At 62.6% G+C, this 17,205-nt stretch carries 15 protein-coding genes; 6 read left to right on the top strand and 9 right to left on the bottom strand.

The features are described 5' to 3' along the window. Window positions 1-37 precede the first annotated feature (37 nt). From EJ078_RS29565 to EJ078_RS29530, 8 genes are all read right to left on the bottom strand, one after another. A complete protein-coding gene (locus EJ078_RS29565) occupies window positions 38-1,105 on the bottom strand; it encodes a BMP family ABC transporter substrate-binding protein (RefSeq protein ID WP_066989795.1) in 1,068 nt (355 codons plus the stop codon). A 51-nt stretch (window positions 1,106-1,156) separates the two neighbouring features. After that, entirely contained in the window at window positions 1,157-2,077 is a 921-nt protein-coding gene (locus EJ078_RS29560; protein ID WP_127403538.1) for an ABC transporter permease, read from the bottom strand. After that, window positions 2,077-3,189, bottom strand: coding sequence for an ABC transporter permease (locus EJ078_RS29555; protein ID WP_127403539.1), 1,113 nt, complete (start codon window positions 3,187-3,189; stop codon window positions 2,077-2,079). Before EJ078_RS29555 ends, EJ078_RS29560 begins: the two co-directional genes overlap by 1 nt. Then, window positions 3,186-4,763, bottom strand: coding sequence for an ABC transporter ATP-binding protein (locus tag EJ078_RS29550; protein ID WP_164746890.1), 1,578 nt, complete (start codon window positions 4,761-4,763; stop codon window positions 3,186-3,188). The genes EJ078_RS29555 and EJ078_RS29550 overlap by 4 nt, the downstream gene beginning before the upstream one ends. 215 nt (window positions 4,764-4,978) lie before the next feature. Further along, window positions 4,979-5,956 (bottom strand): quinone oxidoreductase, encoded by a 978-nt coding sequence (locus tag EJ078_RS29545; RefSeq protein ID WP_127216537.1) that lies wholly within the window; start codon window positions 5,954-5,956, stop codon window positions 4,979-4,981. 41 nt (window positions 5,957-5,997) lie between these two features. Then, complete coding sequence (pcsA, locus tag EJ078_RS29540; RefSeq protein WP_066989933.1) at window positions 5,998-6,816, bottom strand: phosphatidylcholine synthase; 819 nt, start codon at window positions 6,814-6,816, stop codon at window positions 5,998-6,000. Further along, window positions 6,813-7,427 carry a DUF1326 domain-containing protein gene (locus tag EJ078_RS29535; protein ID WP_066989810.1) on the bottom strand — a complete coding sequence of 205 codons (615 nt, stop codon included), beginning with the start codon at window positions 7,425-7,427 and terminating at the stop codon, window positions 6,813-6,815. Before EJ078_RS29535 ends, pcsA begins: the two co-directional genes overlap by 4 nt. An 11-nt stretch (window positions 7,428-7,438) precedes the next feature. Beyond that, the gene (locus EJ078_RS29530) at window positions 7,439-8,326 is read right to left on the bottom strand and encodes a DUF2182 domain-containing protein (RefSeq protein ID WP_127216536.1); all 888 of its coding nucleotides are present in this window, start codon (window positions 8,324-8,326) and stop codon (window positions 7,439-7,441) included. Window positions 8,327-8,424: 98 nt separating this feature from the next. Here EJ078_RS29530 and EJ078_RS29525 point away from each other — a divergent pair, with 98 nt between their 5' ends. Together EJ078_RS29525 and hspQ are read left to right on the top strand one after the other, a co-directional pair. After that, entirely contained in the window at window positions 8,425-9,636 is a 1,212-nt protein-coding gene (locus EJ078_RS29525) for a UbiH/UbiF family hydroxylase (RefSeq protein WP_245322432.1), read from the top strand. A gap of 225 nt (window positions 9,637-9,861) precedes the next feature. Then, entirely contained in the window at window positions 9,862-10,185 is a 324-nt protein-coding gene (gene hspQ, locus EJ078_RS29520) for a heat shock protein HspQ (protein ID WP_066989816.1), read from the top strand. Between the two features lie 73 nt (window positions 10,186-10,258). Here hspQ and EJ078_RS29515 read toward each other — a convergent pair whose 3' ends face one another. Next, window positions 10,259-10,888: an invasion associated locus B family protein gene (locus EJ078_RS29515; RefSeq protein ID WP_095777677.1), complete on the bottom strand. Its 630-nt coding sequence runs from the start codon at window positions 10,886-10,888 to the stop codon at window positions 10,259-10,261. Between the two features lie 284 nt (window positions 10,889-11,172). Here EJ078_RS29515 and EJ078_RS29510 point away from each other — a divergent pair, with 284 nt between their 5' ends. The 4 genes from EJ078_RS29510 to EJ078_RS29495 all read left to right on the top strand — a co-directional run bounded on the left by EJ078_RS29510 (window position 11,173) and on the right by EJ078_RS29495 (window position 17,159). Then, on the top strand, window positions 11,173-12,993 hold the full coding sequence (locus EJ078_RS29510) for an extracellular solute-binding protein (protein WP_127403541.1): 1,821 nt from the start codon (window positions 11,173-11,175) through the stop codon (window positions 12,991-12,993). A gap of 41 nt (window positions 12,994-13,034) precedes the next feature. Then, window positions 13,035-13,715, top strand: coding sequence for a DsbA family protein (locus EJ078_RS29505; protein WP_127217508.1), 681 nt, complete (start codon window positions 13,035-13,037; stop codon window positions 13,713-13,715). 82 nt (window positions 13,716-13,797) lie between these two features. Then, window positions 13,798-14,752 (top strand): IS630 family transposase gene (locus EJ078_RS29500; RefSeq protein ID WP_127403542.1). Its coding sequence is split into 2 segments (ribosomal slippage): window positions 13,798-14,136 and window positions 14,138-14,752, totalling 954 coding nucleotides; the frame shifts between segments, so codons are not numbered across the junction. A 517-nt stretch (window positions 14,753-15,269) separates the two neighbouring features. Further along, a complete protein-coding gene (locus EJ078_RS29495) occupies window positions 15,270-17,159 on the top strand; it encodes an ABC transporter ATP-binding protein/permease (protein WP_164757291.1) in 1,890 nt (629 codons plus the stop codon). Window positions 17,160-17,205: the final 46 nt, after the last annotated feature.

The raw sequence follows: 17,205 nt of genomic DNA, 5'->3' as shown, positions 1-17,205 counted from the left end.
GTGGGGCGCCCTTTTTGTTTTGATGCCAGGCTGCTGTTTACTGCGGCAGCTTGTCGTCGATGCCCTTGACGTAGAAATTCATGCCGAGCAGCGTGGCGTCGTCGGCGACCTCGCCGTCCTTCAGCCAAGGCGAGCCGTCCTGCTTCGCCACCGGGCCGGTGAAGGGGTTCCAGCCATCGGCGATCTTCTTGGTGGTCGCCTCCGCCATTGCCTTCACGTCGTCAGGCATGTTGGTGAAGGGCGCGAGCTTGACGGCGCCATCCTTGATGCCAAGCCACACATTGTCCGGCTTCCAGGTGCCGTCGAGGGCAGCCTGCACGCGGCTGATGTAATACGGGCCCCACTCGTCGGTGAGCGAGGTCAGCTGCGCGTTCGGCGCGAATTTGATCATGTCCGACGACTGGCCGAACCCATGCAGCTTCCGCTCCTCGGCGACCTGCAGGGGGGCGGTCGAGTCGGTGTGCTGGACGATGATGTCGGCGCCTTGGTCGAACAGCGCCTTGGCGGCGTCGGCTTCCTTGCCCGGATCGAACCAGGTATTGACCCACACGATCTTCACCTTGAAGTCCGGATTGATCGACTGCGCGCCGAGCATGAAGGAGTTGATGCCCATCACCACTTCCGGGATCGGGAAGGAGACGATGTAGCCGGCAAGACCCTTCTTCGATTCCTTGGCCGCGATCTGGCCGAGCACATAGCGGCCTTCATAGAAGCGCGCGTTGTAAATGCCGAGATTGTCGCCCGTCTTGTAGCCGGTGGCGTGCTCGAACATCACCTTCGGGAACTTCTTGGCGACCTTAACCTCGGCGTCCATGAAGCCGAACGATGTGCCGAAGATGATCTTGCATTTCTCGCGCGCCAGGCGCTCAAAGGCGCGGTCGGCGTCCGGGCCTTCCGAGACGTTCTCGAGATAGGCGGTCTCGACCTTGTCGCCGAGCGCTTTCTCCACCTCGAGGCGACCCTGGTCGTGCTGATAGGAATAGCCGAAGTCGCCGATCGGCCCCGTGTAAACCCAGCATGCCTTCAGCTTGTCGGCCGCCTCGGCGGTTGCCGCCAGCGACAGGGCCGCGGCCGTGGTCATCAGCGCAATAAGCAGTTTCTTCATCGTGTTACCTCTCTGAGTTAAGCCTTGGAGCTTCCCGTCTTTTTGTTGTCGTCAACGATCCGGAACAAATGGCTGCCCCAACGAAGCCGGCGTGTTCATCATCGTCAGCCGCTTGTTCCGCGAGATTAGAACGAGAACCACGATGGTTGCCAGATAGGGCAGCGAAGAAAGAAACTGGGACGGTACAGGAATGCCGAAAGCCTGTGCATGAAGCTGGCCGATCCACACCGCGCCGAAGATGTAAGCGCCGGCCAGCACCCGCCACGGACGCCAGGACGCAAAGACCACCAGCGCCAGCGCGATCCAGCCGCGTCCCGCGCTCATGTTCTCGACCCATTGCGGCGTGTAGACGAGCGACAGGTGGCCGCCGGCAAGCCCGGCGCAAGCGCCGCCGAAGATCACGGCGAGGTAACGGTAGCGGATGACCTTGATGCCGAGCGCATGCGCCGACGTATGGCTGTCGCCGATCGAGCGCAGCGTGAGGCCAGTGCGCGTCCTGAACAGAAACCACATCACGGCGGCGGTGAGCCCGATCGAGACGTAGAACAACGGGTCCTGGCCGAAGATCAGCTTGCCGACGACCGGTATCGAGCTCAGGCCGGGGATGTCGAGGTTCGGCAGCCTGACGCCAGGCTGGCCGACGAAGCTGGTGCCAATCATGCCGGAGAGGCCAAGCCCGAGCAGCGTAAGCGACAGGCCGGTCGCCACCTGGTTGGTCGCCAGGGAAAGCGTCATAACGGCGAAGAGCAGCGAAAACAGCGCGCCGACGACGATTGCGGCAAGCAGCCCGATCCAGGGAGATCCGGTAAGATAGCCCGCGCCGAAGCCGCCGACGGCGCCCATGATCATCATGCCCTCGACGCCGAGATTGAGCACGCCGGAGCGTTCCACCACCAGCTCGCCGATCGCCGCAATCAAGAGCGGCGTCGCCGCGGTCGCGATGGTCAAAAGGATGTTGACGGTGATGTCCATCAGCGTGCCTCCTCCAGCTTGGGCGCGGCCTCGAGTTGTGGCGCGGCAAAGCCGATCAGACGAATGCGATAATGAATGAGCGTGTCGCAGCCGAGCACGAAGAACAAAAGCATGCCCTGGAACACGCGCGCCACCTTGTCGGAGATGCCGAGCGCGCTCTGCACCGCCTCTCCGCCGAGATAGGTCAGCGCCAGCACCAGGCCTGCCGCGACGATGCCGAGCGGATTGAGCCGCCCGAGGAAGGCGACGATGATGGCGGTGAAGCCATAGCCGGGCGAGATCACCGGCTGTAGCTGGCCGATGGCGCCCGAGACTTCCGAGATACCGGCAAGGCCAGCCAATGCGCCGGACAGCAGGAAAGTAAAGAAGACCATCTTGCTGAAGCCGAAGCCGGCGAAGCGCCCTGCCCTCGGGCTCGAGCCCAGCACGCGGACCTCGAAACCTTTCAGCATGCGGCTCATCATCAGCCAGACCGTGACAGCGGCGACCAGCGCGAAGACGAAGCCCCAATTGGCGCGGCCGGCATCCGGCATCAATTCCGGCAGGACGGCCGAGTCGCCGAACTGGATGGTCTGCGGGAAGCCGTGGCCCTGCGGGTCGCGCCACGGTCCGCGCACCAGCCAGTCGAGGAAAAGCTGCGCCACATAGACCAGCATCAGGCTGGTCAGGATCTCGTTGGTGCTGAAGCGGGTTTTCAGCAGCGCCGGGATGGCCGCATAAAGGGCGCCGCCGACCATGCCGAGCAAGAGCATCAGCGGCAGCACCAGCGGACCTTCGAATTCGGGGAACAGCACCGGGATGATCGAGCCGAAGATGCCGCCCAGAATGAACTGACCTTCGGCGCCGATGTTCCAGATGTTGGCCTTGTAGCAAACCGACAGGCCGACGGCGATCAGGATCAGCGGCGCCGCCTTGATGGCCAGTTCATGCAGTTGCCAGACCTCGCTGATCGGCTGAACAAAGTAGACATTGAACGCATTGAGCGGATTGACGCCGAGCAACGCGAACATGATGGCGCCGGCAATCATCGTCAGCGCGAAGGCGATGAAGGGCGAGAGCACCGAAAACAGCGCCGAGCGCTGCGGGCGTTTGACCAGTTCGAGGCGCATCATGCCGTCTCCATGCTGTGTTCGGCGTGGCCGGGCTCGGCGCCGCCCATCAACAGGCCAATCCTCTCGAAGGTGGCTTCGGCGATCGGCAGCGGCGCGGACAATTCGCCGTTGTGCATGACCGCGATCGCGTCCGACAGCTCGAACAATTCGTCGAGGTCCTGGCTGATGACCAGAACCGCCGAGCCGCTGCGGGCAAGCTCGATCAGCGCCTGGCGGATATGGGCGGCGGCACCGGCGTCGACGCCCCAGGTCGGCTGGTTGACGACCATCACGCTCGGCTTGCGGTCGAGCTCGCGGCCGACGATGAACTTCTGCAGATTGCCGCCGGACAGCGCCGCGGCCTCCGGATCGGGAGCGCTCTTGCGCACGTCCATCGCGGCAATGATGCGCTGGGCGGCGCTGTAGACGGAAGCGTTCCTGACCATGCCGCCGGAGCCGACGAAGGACTTGCCGTCGGTGGCATGGCGCGACAGCAAAAGGTTCTCCGAAAGCTTCATCCGCGGCGCCGCGCCGTGACCGAGCCGTTCCTCCGGCACGAAGGCGGCGCCCATCAGCCGCCGGCCGGTGATCGACACGCCGCCCGCATCCTTGCCGCGGATCCGCACGGAACTGGGAACCTGCTGTAGCACCTCACCGGAGACGGATTCGAAAAACTCGCCCTGGCCGTTGCCGGCGACACCGGCGATGCCGATCACCTCGCCGGCACGTACCGAAAGATTGATGTTCTTGAGCGGAATGGCGAACGGCGTCGCCGGCTTGCGGGTAAGCCCGCGGATCTCCAGCAATGCCGGCGCGGTCTCGATGCCCTTGGCCGGCGCGCGCACCACTGCCTTGACCTCATTGCCGACCATCATGCGGGCTAGCGACGCGGCCGTCTCCTGGCGCGGGTTGCAGTGGCCGACGACCTTGCCGTGGCGCAGCACCGTGGCGCGATCGCAGATGCGTTTGACCTCTTCCAGCCGGTGCGAGATGTAAAGGATCGACTTGCCTTCAGCGCGAAGCCGCTCCAGCGTTTCGAACAGCTTGTCGGCTTCCTGAGGCGTCAGCACCGAAGTCGGCTCGTCGAGGATGATGAGTTGGGGCGTCTGTAAGAGGCAACGGATGATCTCGATGCGCTGGCGCTCGCCGACGGAAAGATCGCCGACCAGCGATTCCGGATCGAGCGGCAGGCCGTAGCTGTAGGAGAGCGCCCGCGCCTTCGCGGCAATCGCGCTGATCGGCGAGCCGTCGTTCAGCGAAAGCGCGATGTTCTCGGCCGCCGTCAGCGCCTCGAAAAGCGAGAAATGCTGGAACACCATGCCGATGCCAAGCTTCTTGGCGAGGCCGGGGCTGGTGATCCTGACGGCTTGGCCGTTCCAGAAAATTTCACCCGAATTCGGTTCCAGCGAGCCGAACAGCATCTTCACCAGCGTCGACTTGCCGGCGCCGTTCTCGCCGAGCAGGGCGTGGATCTCGCCCTTCGCGATGTTGAGGTCGATATGGTTGCACGCCGTCAGCGTGCCGAAAATCTTCGTAAGGCCACGAACCTCCAGCAGGTTCGCCCTGTCATGATTTGCACTCACAGTGCCTCCCATCCAGTTACCCGGATATGTTCTGTGTTCCCGCTGGTATCGTATGCGCGGCCGGCTTCGGTCGGAAAGCGGCACGCAACTTGAAAGAGCTTCAAGAATTCCAGCGGAAACTCAAGGGGTAAGATAGGCCTGTTCAGGGCAAGAGGGAAACCAGTAAGCTTGTCGGGGAAACCACTGCCTTGAGGCGCGGCAAGGCGCTGAAAAACAAGGCAGCCGGCTTAGGGGATGAGGATGGTTGTGCCCGTCGTCTTGCGGCCCTCGAGATCGGACTGCGCTTGTGCCGCGTCCTTCAGCGCGTAGCGCTGGTTGATCTTGATCTCGACGGCGCCGCTCAGCACTACCTCGAACAGCGCTTGCGCCGAGGCCACAAGGTCCTCGCGTTTGGCGTTGTAGACGAAGATTGTCGGGCGGGTCGCATAGAGCGAGCCTTTCTGCGCCAGAAGCGACATCGGGAAAGGCGGGATCGGCCCGGACGACTGGCCGAAGCTGACAAACATGCCAAGCGGCCTCAGGCAGTCGAGCGAAGCGGGAAAAGTGTCGTTGCCGACGGAATCATAGACGACGTCGCACTTTTTGCCGCCGGTAATGGCGGCGACGCCGGCGACGAAATCCTGCTCCTTGTAATTGATGACATGGTCGAAGCCATGTGCCTTGGCGAGCTCGACCTTGTCGACGGAGCTCGCCGTGCCGATCACCGTCGCGCCGAGATGCTTTGCCCATTGGCCCAGGATCAGGCCGACACCGCCGGCCGCGGCATGGTAGAGGATCGTGTCGCCCGCCCTCACCTTAAAGGTGCGGCGCAGCAGATATTCGGCCGTCATGCCTTTCAGCATCATGGCCGCCGCCTGCTCGTCGCTGATGCCGTTCGGCACCTTTACCACGCGGTCGGCGGCGATCACGCGTTCTTCCGAATAGGCGCCGACATTGACTGCATAGGCGATGCGATCGCCGGGCTGCAGCCAGTCGACGCCGGCGCCAACGGCCAGCACCACGCCCGCCGCCTCGCCGCCCGGGACCAGCGGAAAGCCGCCGGGCGGCGCGTAGAGGCCCGAGCGATGGTAGATGTCGATGAAGTTGAGTCCGATCGCGGTATGCCTGATCAGAATCTGCCCGGCGCCTGGCTGGCCGGGATCTGAATCCTCATAGGTCAGGACCTCGGGGCCGCCATGGGCGTGAATGCGGATCGCTTTGGACATTGCTCAACTTTCTCGGAAAAGGACGGAAGGTGGGTATCGAGTCAGGATTTCCTGGCGCCAAGATTGGGGAACATCTGCATGATGCCCCCGATGCAGGCGAGATAGAGCCCGGTAACCGTAATGCCGGCCTTGGTGAAGATGCTGACCTGCTCGCTCAGAACCCCGATCTTGTCATAGAACGAGGCAAGTGCGGCCTGTGCCAATGCAAGCGCGCCGAAGGCGCACCATAACAGCGTCATGCCGAGATTGATCGGCCTGAGCCGCACCACCCGTACCGGATGGATGAAGTTGATCGGCAGGAAGGTGAGAATACCGGCGACCACGACCACGGCGAAGGAAACCCACTGCCCCGGCTCGATGACAAAGAGCGTGAACACCACCATGTTCCAGACGACCGGGAACCCCTTGAAGAAGTTCTCCTTCGTCTTCATGCCGGTGTCGGCGTAGTAGATCGCGCTGGAGACGACGATGATCGCCGCCGACAGGAACGACAGGTTCTCGCCCATCAAGCCGCGCTGGTAGAGCGCGAAGGCCGGAATAAGCACGTAGGTCACGTAGTCGATGATGTTGTCGAGGAGCTCGCCCGACCATGTCGGCAGGATCTCCTTGACTTCGAGCTTCCTGGCGATCGGGCCGTCGATGCCGTCGACGAAGAGCGCCAGCCCGAGCCACCAGAACATTGCCGTCCAACGTCCCTCGCTCGCCGCCACCAGCGACAGGAAGGCGAGGAACGAGCCGGACGCAGTCAGCAGGTGCACGGAAAAAGCCCGCGCCTGCGGCCACGTCACTTTCTTCTTCGGCCGCGGAATCCGCTCCGCGATTTTCTTGGCCGCATTCCGGGCCGCTGTGTTCTTGCTCACGGGCCTCGCCAATCCAGCTTGCATATCTCGGCCGAACGGCCGGCGAAATTCCAATTGCGGCCGAAGGCGCGCATCTTGCTCTTGTCCGACTTCGCCACGATGATTTCCGGTGCGATCCAGTATTCGGAATTGGTAATGACGGTGTCTTTGTCGCGGTCCTTGCCGGGTATCGGCGTCACCGCGCCGTCGATAATCCGCGGTATCTGGAAAACGCGCGTCCTATCACGCGTCTCATAGGTGATCGGCACCTGTTCCACGCCAAGGAAGTTTCCAACAAGAATCGACAGTAGCGAAGTGGTCCCGCCCGCCTTGCCGGTGAAGATTTTCGTCAGGGCCTTCACGGCATAGATGGAGGCGCGCTTGTCGATGAACAGGCCGGCGCTCCAGTTGCCGCGGCTCATATAGCCCGGGATTTCCATGACCAGACCAAGATTAAGGCCGGAAAGATCGACCTCGCCGAAATGGCCGGCGTCGATGCGGAACCCGGCCCACGTCTGGCAATAGCCTTCGGTCGGCGGATGGCTGCCGAGCGACAGAACGCAGGGGCAGAAAACCGTGCAATTGCAGGAGAGTACCAGCTCTCCCTTCATCGCCCAGCTCTGATCGGCCATCGAAATCTCCCTCACGCGGAAACTAATAGCAGGGCGGCGGCCCACACAAGCAGTATCGCACCGGAAACCTGGCCGGCCACCCTGCCCGCGGTCTGTTTTTCGATCAGAGCGAACAGGCTGATCAGCGCCATCCAGAAGATGTTCATCGCGCCCACGGCGAACATGACCAGCATCAGCGCCCAGCAACAGCCGAGACACCAGACGCCCTGCTCCACCCCCATGCGAAAGACACGCCCCGGCTTCGCGCTCCAGTTGGCGAACAGGATCGAGAACGGGTTGCGGCACCTCTTGAGGCACGCCTGCTTCAAGCCGCTGAACTGATAGAGGCCGGCAATCGCCAAGGCGGCGGCCCCGGCAACCCCGACGACAGGATCGAGCACCTGTCCCGCGGCGACAAAGCCATAGATTATGAGCGTCAGCGCGGCGAACGCCACTGAGGCGGCAAGCCAAGTCGCGAGAAATCCCATCACCAGAACCAGCGGATGGGCGACGGGCTCTCCCTTGATCCGAGCGGTATCGGCAATCTCGCAATAGGTGCGGATCATCGGCGCCGCCGAGGGCAGCATCGTCGCCACCGCCATTACGAACCACATCAGGACGAGCGCCGACGCCGACAACGAGCCTGAAAGCGGCGCCGGCGCAAGGCACAAAGCGAAGAACCGGTCGAGGAAATCCGGCAGCGGCAATGGCGGCAGGTTCTTCAGCAGCGCATCGCCCGGAGCGCCGCCGGCAACGCGGCTTTCGGCGCCGCGAATAGCCATGGCAGCGAGAATCCACCAGGCAAGCACGACGCCCGCACCGATAGTGAGCATCACGGCAAGGCGGGGGCTGCGCGCCAGTCCCGCCGTGGCGCGGCCGGCGCGGTCGAGATGGCGGAAATCGTGCTCCTGGGCGCTCATGCCAATCGAATGGGCCGAATCGCCGCGTTGATCAAGCCCGCCGATCTGCCCTATACCGCATGCAGGCCGACGGGCCGCCATCAACATGGAAGCCTGGCGTGGAGCAGAGTGACAAAGTTCGCATATTGATCGCCGGCAGCGGCCCGGCCGGCCTGATCGCGACACTCGGCTTTGCCGAGGCAGGCTTTGCCGTAACGTTGGCTGGCCCCGAGGCCGCCGGCGGCGATGGCCGCACCACCGCCCTTATGAACCCTGCTCTCAAGGTGCTCGACCGGCTGGGTGTGCTGGACGAACTCAGACCGCAGGCGGCGCCGCTGAAAATGATGCGCATCGTCGACGCAACGCGCCGGCTGATCCGCAGCCCGACCGTCACCTTCCGCGCCAGCGAAATCGGCGAGGAGCAGTTCGGGCTCAACCTGCCGAACAAAATCCTGATCCCGGTGCTTGCCAAGAAGGTCGCCGCAAATCCCGGCATTGAGTGGCGAAAGTCGATGGTCGATGCCTGGCGGCTCGACGCCGACCACGCACATGCGAGCCTCGCCGATGGCAGTGAGGTCTCGGCATCGCTGGCGGTTGCCGCCGACGGGCGCCTGTCGCCGGCGCGCGAGGCCGCCGGCATCAGGGCCTCCGCCCGACCCTATCCTCAGTCGGCGCTCGTTCTCAATTTCAGCCATCGCAGCGAGCATGGCTTCATCTCAACTGAATTCCATACCGAGACCGGGCCGTTCACGCAGGTGCCGCTGCCGGGCAAGCGCTCCAGTCTCGTCTGGGTGGTGAAGCCGGAAACGGCACAGGAACTGGCCGCGCTCGACGATGCCATGCTGTCTGTTCGGGTCGAAGAGCAAATGCAGTCCATGCTCGGCCGGGTCTCGGTCGAGCCCGGCCGCCAAGTCTACCCGCTTTCGGCGGCCTCGCCTGGTCGGTTCGCGCAAAACCGTGTGGCGCTTGTCGGCGAGGCTGCTCATGTCTTCCCGCCGATCGGGGCACAAGGCCTCAATCTCGGCATCAGGGATATCGACGATCTAATTGGAATCGCCAGCGAAAATCGCGACGATCCCGGGTCGAGGCTGAGCCTTGCCGCCTACGACACGCGGCGCCGTCCGGACATCCTGGCGCGCAGCAGTGCGGTGAACTTGCTCAACATGTCACTGCTGTCCGACATGCTCCCGGCGCAGCTTGCGCGCAGCGCCGGCCTCAACGTGCTGGGCAGCTTCGCGCCGCTGCGCGCCTTCTTCATGCGCGAAGGCCTGCGGCCGGGAAGCGGTTTTCGGGCGCTCGCCGGCGGCTTCAGGAAACAGGCCGCGCGCTGAGGCACATTTGCAAACTACCGCTTTCGGCCGAGCATTGCGCCTGCCGATAGGTAGCTTGGTGGCCAGGGCGTCGGTAAAGCATTGCATTGGAGCAACGTCTGCGCCAAATCGTACCAAGCCGAAAGTCGGGGTCGATTTTTGAGCGCGTGACGTGTAGATTCAAGACCTTAGGCGCCCTGTGCGCGCAAGCCGCTGCGGCGCCTCGGGACCGAAGTGGTGAGTGCGATGAAGACGGCCAAATTCGCGATCGGACAAGTTGTTCGCCACCGGCTGTTTCCGTTCCGTGGCGTGATCTTCGACGTCGATCCGCAATTCGCCAACACCGAAGAATGGTATGAAGCGATCCCGGCGGACATGCGTCCAAGCAAGGACCAGCCTTTCTATCACCTTCTCGCCGAGAACTCCGAGACAGAGTACATCGCTTATGTATCCGAGCAGAACCTGCTCGAGGACCGGTCGGGCGAGCCGGTGCGCCACCCGCAGATCGGCGAGATGTTCGACAAGCTGCCCGACGGGCGCTACGAGCCGAAAGGTCACTCGAAACACTGACGGCTGAACAAGCGACAACAAAAAAGCGGGGCGCCTGCCCCGCTTCTTGCATGCTTGAGAAACGCTCCAACAATCAGTTGGCGGTCTTCGCCTTGTCCTGCTCTTCCTTAAGCTTCTTGGCGAAGTCCTGGTTGTTCTTGGCGACGAAGTCCTGCAGCTTCTTTTGGCGGTCCTCGATGTCCGACTGCTGCAGCGGCGGGCCGTCATAGGCGCCGCTAAAGCCCGTCAGCGCAACCTTGATCGGGTTCGGCTGGTTCTGGAAATTGACCGAGGTGAGCGTGATCTGCTGGCCCTTCTTGAAGGACGCGACAAGCTGGTCGGTCAGCGGCACTTCGGCCACGCAGCGATCCGGGAAGCAGATCACATAGTCGAGCTTCTGCGCCTTGCCGGAATCGATCTGCAGGCCGATGCCCGGAGGAACGAGACGGCCGGTCGGCACCGTCACCTGGAACACCTTACGGTTCACTTTGCCCTTGAGCTCGATCAGGCTGACGCCGGTGACGAGCTGGCCATTGCCGGCGGTGACGATGTTCTGCACGTTGCAGATGTCGACGTCTTCCTGCTTGGTGCAGGCCTTGAACCAGCCCTGCGGAATCTGCGGCGGCTGCTGGGCGGAAGCGGTGAAAAGCCCGGCGCCCAGAACGCCGACCACGCCTGCGGCCAGCACCGAAAGGCGATACGCGTTGCTCGTCATATGGTGCACTTTCCTCTCAAATGATCCCGGGGACCGGCTTCTTCCTGCCGTGTGGTCCCGCTACCTGTTGCCCAAATGAGGCAACAGCATGACTTCGGAGCGCGTGTTACACTGCCAGCGGCGCTGAATCCAGCCCGGTTTCCGCGTTTTCTTGCCGCTTCTCCTGCCCTGGACAAACCTCCATCGGCGATGCACCGACTGAACCAAGCGACAGGCGTGCGCCGATTCAATCGGGGAGCGAAATGCTCTAGGGTGCATGTCGAATCACCAAGCTGCCCGGCAAGGAGACGGTCATGGACCGCGTTCTCGTTCGGCTGATCGCCGCGACCTCGTTTCTGGCCCTCTCGCTGCTTCCGGCTTTGTCGGAACCGAAGCACGGCATCGCCATGCAGGGCGAGCCGGCGCTGCCTGCGGACTATACGCATTTCGACTACGTCAATCCCGATGCGCCGAAGGGCGGCAGCGTCACCTATTGCGTCGTCGGCAGTTTCGACAATCTCAACCCCTTCATCCTGAAGAGCCTGCGCACCACCGCGCGCGGCATGATCGACACGGTCTACGGCAACCTGGTCTTCGAGCCGTTGATGCAGCGCAACTACAACGAGCCCTTCAGCCTCTACGGCCTGCTCGCCGACAGCGCCGACATGGACCCGGGTCGCAAGAGCATCGAGTTCCACCTCGATCCCAAGGCCAAATGGTCGGACGGCCAGCCTGTGACGCCGGAGGACGTGCTGTTCACCTACGATGTCTTCAAGGACAAGGGCCGCCCGCCTTACAGCGATCGCATGAGCATGATTGCCAGGCTGGAGAAGACCGGCGACCACAGCGTGAAGTTCACCTTCAACGAAAAGGCCAATCGCGAATTTCCGCTGATCGTCGCGCTGACGCCGATCATCCCCAAGCACGCCTTCGACAAGGAGACTTTCGACAAGACCACGCTGAAGCCGCTGATCGGCAGCGGCCCCTATACCGTGGACAAGGTGCAGCCTGGGCAGCGCATCGTGTTCAAGCGCAATCCCAATTATTGGGGCAAGGACATCTCATCGAAGCGCGGCTTCGACAATTTCGACCAGATCACCATTGAGTATTTTCTCAATGCCAACGCCAAGACGGAAGCGTTCAAGAAAGGCATCTGCGCCCTCGACGACGAGACCGATCCGGTCAAGCGCGACCGCGATATCGACTTCCCGGCCTTTCGCAAGGGTGATGTGAAGCAGGAATATTTCGACACCGGTATTCCTCCCGTGGTGACGGGCTTCCTGTTCAACACCAGGCTGCCGAAGTTTTCCAATCCGGTCGTGCGGCGCGCCCTCGGCATGCTCTACGACTTCGAATGGGCCAACAAAAACCTGTTCGCCGGCAAGTTCAATCGCACCATGAGCTTCTGGCAGAACTCCGAGCTGTCCGCGCTCGGCCATCCCGCCGACGAGCGGGAGAAGGCGCTGCTTGCCCCCTACCCCGGCCGCGTCCCTGCCGAGGTGATGGACGGCACCTGGCGGCCGCCGGTCACCGACGGCTCCGGCCAAGACCGCAAGGTGCTGCGAGCGGCTTTCGAGCTCCTGAAAAGCGCTGGCTATCACGTAGAGGACGGCCGGATGCTCGACCCTGAAGGCAATCCCTTCGGCTTCGAGATCATGACGTCATCGCAGGACGAGGAGCGGCTTGCGGCTCTCTATCAGCGCACGCTGGAGAAGATCGGCATCGATGTAACCATCCGCGGCCTCGACGGCGATCAAATCCAATCGCGCAAGCAGCGCTTCGACTTCGAGGTGCTGATCGGCACAAGCGGTTTCAACAATTCGCTCTCGCCCGGCAGCGAGCAGGTGGGGCGCTGGGGATCCGTCGCCGCCAAGCAGGAGGGTTCATTCAACCTGGCCGGCGTCGCCGATCCCGCGGTCGACGCGGCGATCAACGCGATGCTGAATGCCCGCACGAAGGAAGACTATGTCGCTGCGGTGCGCGTTCTCGATCGGCTGCTGATATCGGGCAACTACATGGTGCCCATGCAATACAACACGCAGCAGTGGCTGGCTTACTGGAGCTACCTGGAACATCCGCAAAAGACGCCCATATTCGGCTATCAGCTGCCGACATGGTGGCGAAAGCCCAACTGACGCGATCCCCCGCCTGACACCGACCAAGCAAGGAGACGAGCATGAGCGCGGAGAACTCGATCACCATCGATGTGGTGTCGGATGTCGTCTGTCCCTGGTGCTTCATCGGCCAGAAGCGGCTGGACAGGGCGATCGCCGCTGCCGGCGATATCGACGTGCACGTGCGCTGGCGGCCGTTCCAGCTCGATCCGACCATTCCGCAAGGTGGCATGGATCGCCGCGAATACATGCTGGGCAAATTCGGCAGCGAGGAACGCATCCAGCAGATCCATGCGCGCATTGAGCCGCTCGGCGAGGCGGAAGGGATCCATTTCGCCTTCGGCGCCATCAAGGTCGCTCCCAACACGCTGGACGCCCACCGCGTTATCCGTTGGGCGGGGCCTGCCGGCGAGGACGTGCAGAACCGGCTGGTGCGACGCCTCTTCCAGCTGAATTTCGAGGAAGGCGCCAATCTCGGCGACCATGCCGTCCTAACCGAAGCCGCCCGCGAAGCCGGCATGGACGGCTCCGTGGTCCAGACGCTGCTGCCGACGGATGCCGATGTCGAGGCGGTGCGCAACGAAATCGCCACCGCCTCGCGCATGGGCATCACCGGCGTGCCCTGTTTCCTGCTCGAAGCCAAATATGCCGTGATGGGCGCGCAGGATGCCGACACGCTGGCCGATGCAATCCGCCAGGTCGCTGCGGCCAAGGCGCGCGGTGAGCTCGAAACGGCGGGCTAGAGCGTCGGACCATCAGATTGAATCGCGAAGGATTCCGCTGATGTAAGGTTTGTGATTCACTTCCTTGTGGAGGTGATTTGCTATGCCCAAGCCCTATTCGCTCGATTTGCGTGAACGTGTTGTGCGGTTTGTCGAGGCGGGCCATTCTCGGCGTGCGGCGGCGGCACATTTTGAGGTGTCGGTTTCGTTCGTCGTTATCCTGATGAGGAACTATCGAGAGACCGAGAGCCTGGCGCCCAAAGCCAGTGGTGGCCGCCGCCATTCCAAGCTCGATCCGCATCGTGCGTTCCTGCTTGGTTGTGTGGCCGAGAAGGACGGCATCACCATGCCGGAGCTTGCCGCCCAACTGGTTATTGCTGCAGGCGTCCAAGTCGCTCCCGCCTCGATCTCACGTTGGCTCATCAGGAACGGCTACCGCTTCAAAAAAAACGCTGCTGGCCAGCGAGCAAGATCGACCCGACATCAGCAAGGCGCGCCAGGAGTGGCGGGCCAAACGCCAGCCGCGGATGCGGCTTGAGCCACATCGGCTGGTGTTTATCGACGAGACCGGAACCACGACGAAGATGACGCGCTTGCGCGGTCGCTGCCTGAAGGGTCGGCGGTTGCGCTCAAAGGCACCGTTTGGACATTGGAAGACGCAGACCTTCATCGCCGGGCTGCGCTGCCATGGGCTTACCGCCCCTTTCGTCGTCGACGCGCCGATGAACCGGCGCATCTTCGAGACCTACGTCGAAACGCAGCTCGCTCCGACGTTGGCAAGGGGCGATGTCGTCATCCTTGACAACCTCGCCGCCCACAAGAGTCCAGCCGCCGAGGCAGCCATCAGGGCCAGAGGCGCATGGCTGCTCTTCCTGCCGCCCTACAGTCCGGATCTCAACCCGATCGAAATGGCCTTCGCCAAGCTCAAGGCGCATCTGCGCGCAAAGGCCATCAGAACCATCGACGCTCTGTGGCAGGCCATCGGCGATATCTGCAATCTGTTCTCCCTAACAGAATGCAGAAACTACTTCACTGCCGCAGGCTATGGACTCACATGAAAATCCGCCGCTCTAGACCTAGACCAAGTTCGCATCACCCCTCCGCCTAGCCGACGCGGAAGCCCGTGATGACTGCTGAGAGAGATTCCCGCGGTCTACGGCGGTTGATTCGAGGTAGCCCAGGTCTCCTGAAGGGACTTTTCGAGCCCCTCAACCCGTGGACCAGCCGAGCATCGGGCTGAATATCCCTTCACAAAACCGTGTTTTTGGCTTCCCCTAGGGAAAGTCCTTTCCAGCCGAAACTCTGTTCCCAAACGGCTGAAACAAAATACGAATTCCCCTCCGATAGATATCAGCCGGCAAAGCTTTTCTGTTGCCTTCATGCCACGGCCGGTAACCCTGTTCCCATTCGGAGGAAGAAAATTAATGGAAAATGATCAATTGGTGTTACCATGTGTAACAAAACAGGAAAGGTTCGGGCGGGATCGTGATTCGGGTCGGTAGACCGCGACGTACAATACCGGAGCAAACATCCAGCGAGCCGGCAAGGCCCTCGCCTCTGACGCCGGTATCGTCGATGCGCACATTCTGGGGGCTGATGCGAGCCTACTGGTTCTCCGACCGGTGGAAGGAAGCCTGGACCCTCACCCTCGTCATCGCGCTGCTGACAGCGCTCTCCAGCAAGGCCGGCGTGTGGTTTGCCGTGGCATCGGGCGAGCTGGTGAATTCGATCGCCTTCTTCCACGACGCCGCCAATATCAATCCGCTCCAGGCGCTTCTGACCAATGCCGGCATATTGGTGCTGTTGGTCGTGCTCAAGGACGCCGGCTTCACCGGAGTGCGCAATCTCGTTTCCGCAACCTTGCATCGCAAATGGCGGGGCTGGCTGAACAGCCAATTCAACCGGGCGCTGCTCGACGGCAACCATACCCATTTCCATGCCCAGCATGGCTCGGTTGCAGGCGGTATCGTCGCTCCCGACAACATGGACCAGCGCATCCAGGAATCGATCAAGGACATGACGGGCGGCGCCATCGGCCTCGCCATGGGCGTGCTGGGTGTGGCGACCTCGCTTTATTTCGTCGGCGAGAATTTGATCGGGGCCTCGGTGGAGGTCAAAGGGCTGGAGTTCCTCGGCAGCTATGGCAGCGCCGTGCTCGCCTTCCTGGCGGTCGCGACCTACGTGCCGCTCAACACCTGGATTGCGGTGAAGCTCGGCGGCCTGCTCGAACGTCTCAACATCCGCATGCAACAGGCCGAGGGCAGCTATCGCAGCGAATTGACGACCTTCCTGCGCCGCAGCTTCCACGTCGCCGCCTCACACGGCGAGGATGTGCAGAAGACGATGCACGACAAGCTCTATGTCGACATCGACAAGACCTGGGGGCGGCTGAACGTCGTCAACACCAGCTACATGTCGTTCGAGCTGATCTACAATTTCATCGGCGCCCGCATCGTTTCCTACGGACCCGGTCTCGTGCCCTTCATTCACAACGGCTTCGATCTCAAGGGCTACATAACCGGCTCCGAAATGGTCGCGCAGCTGATCAGCCAATGTTCGTGGTTCATCCATGTCATGCCCGCGATCGCCACGCTTAGAGCCAACAGCCAGCGTGTGACCGAGCTCGCCAGCGCCATCGAGAACGTCCAGCAGCCGCAGGAGTTCTATCGCCAGACCGGCCGCTCGGACTTCAGCTATGCCACGCAAAATCCCGTCTTCGGCCTGACCATCCAGAAGCTGGAGCTGGCGCATCAGGGCGAGGATGCGACGCCCTTCCTGAGCGCCGCCAACCTGCGCTTCCGCCGCGGCGAGTGGACATTCCTCAAGGGTGAGTCCGGCTGCGGCAAGACCTCGCTGATCAAGGCAATCAATGGTCTGTGGCCCTATGGCCGCGGCACCATCGTGTTCCCGGAAGGGGTGACGAGCTTCTATGCCGCCCAGGAGGTCAAGCTGCAGCAGGTCTCGCTGAAGCAGCTCGTCTGTCTGCCGGGTTCGGAAAACGATCACACCGACGTGCTGGTGGCGGCCGCCCTGCACAAGGCCGGGCTCGGCGAATTCATCGGCCACCTGGCCGATGAGAGCCGCGAAGGCAAGCTCTGGGATCAGGTCCTGTCGGGCGGGCAGAAGCAGAAGCTGGTGGTCGCCCGCATCATCTTGCAGCAGCCGGGACTGCTCTTCCTCGACGAAGCGACCGGCGCGCTCGACCCCGAAGGCAAGATCGCCTTCCACGAAGCGATCAAGGTCAATTGCCCCGATGTAACCGTGATCAGCGTGATGCACGAGGCCGTTCCGCCGCGGTCGCTTTCCGGAGAGGAATTCTATCATAGCGTCGTGGCGATCTCCGATGGCGTGGCGACCAAGAAGCCGCTCGCTCCCGCTCTGCCGCGCGAGCTCACGACGATCCTCGCGCAGCCCCGGCCGGCCGAGGACAAATGGTTGCGCTTCCGGCGGCTCAAGCAGAAATAGCAATCAGCCCAGCCCTGGTCCGTCGCCTCGGCAGCGGCCACTGTCG

The organism is Mesorhizobium sp. M1A.F.Ca.IN.022.06.1.1, from assembly GCF_003952605.1.
Lineage (GTDB): Bacteria > Pseudomonadota > Alphaproteobacteria > Rhizobiales > Rhizobiaceae > Mesorhizobium.
This window is presented reverse-complemented; position numbering and strand designations above follow the sequence as displayed.

What these genes read in the sequence shown, in the direction of transcription:
- EJ078_RS29555 (WP_127403539.1), bottom strand. Translation starts at nt 3,189, where the DNA reads ATGATGCGCCTCGAACTGGTCAAACGCCCGCAGCGCTCGGCGCTGTTT.
- EJ078_RS29505 (WP_127217508.1), top strand. Translation starts at nt 13,035, where the DNA reads ATGAGCGCGGAGAACTCGATCACCATCGATGTGGTGTCGGATGTCGTC.
- EJ078_RS29510 (WP_127403541.1), top strand. Translation starts at nt 11,173, where the DNA reads ATGGACCGCGTTCTCGTTCGGCTGATCGCCGCGACCTCGTTTCTGGCC.
- hspQ (WP_066989816.1), top strand. Translation starts at nt 9,862, where the DNA reads ATGAAGACGGCCAAATTCGCGATCGGACAAGTTGTTCGCCACCGGCTG.
- EJ078_RS29530 (WP_127216536.1), bottom strand. Translation starts at nt 8,326, where the DNA reads ATGAGCGCCCAGGAGCACGATTTCCGCCATCTCGACCGCGCCGGCCGC.
- EJ078_RS29535 (WP_066989810.1), bottom strand. Translation starts at nt 7,427, where the DNA reads ATGGCCGATCAGAGCTGGGCGATGAAGGGAGAGCTGGTACTCTCCTGC.
- EJ078_RS29545 (WP_127216537.1), bottom strand. Translation starts at nt 5,956, where the DNA reads ATGTCCAAAGCGATCCGCATTCACGCCCATGGCGGCCCCGAGGTCCTG.
- EJ078_RS29565 (WP_066989795.1), bottom strand. Translation starts at nt 1,105, where the DNA reads ATGAAGAAACTGCTTATTGCGCTGATGACCACGGCCGCGGCCCTGTCG.
- EJ078_RS29560 (WP_127403538.1), bottom strand. Translation starts at nt 2,077, where the DNA reads ATGGACATCACCGTCAACATCCTTTTGACCATCGCGACCGCGGCGACG.
- EJ078_RS29495 (WP_164757291.1), top strand. Translation starts at nt 15,270, where the DNA reads ATGCGCACATTCTGGGGGCTGATGCGAGCCTACTGGTTCTCCGACCGG.
- EJ078_RS29550 (WP_164746890.1), bottom strand. Translation starts at nt 4,763, where the DNA reads ATGGGAGGCACTGTGAGTGCAAATCATGACAGGGCGAACCTGCTGGAG.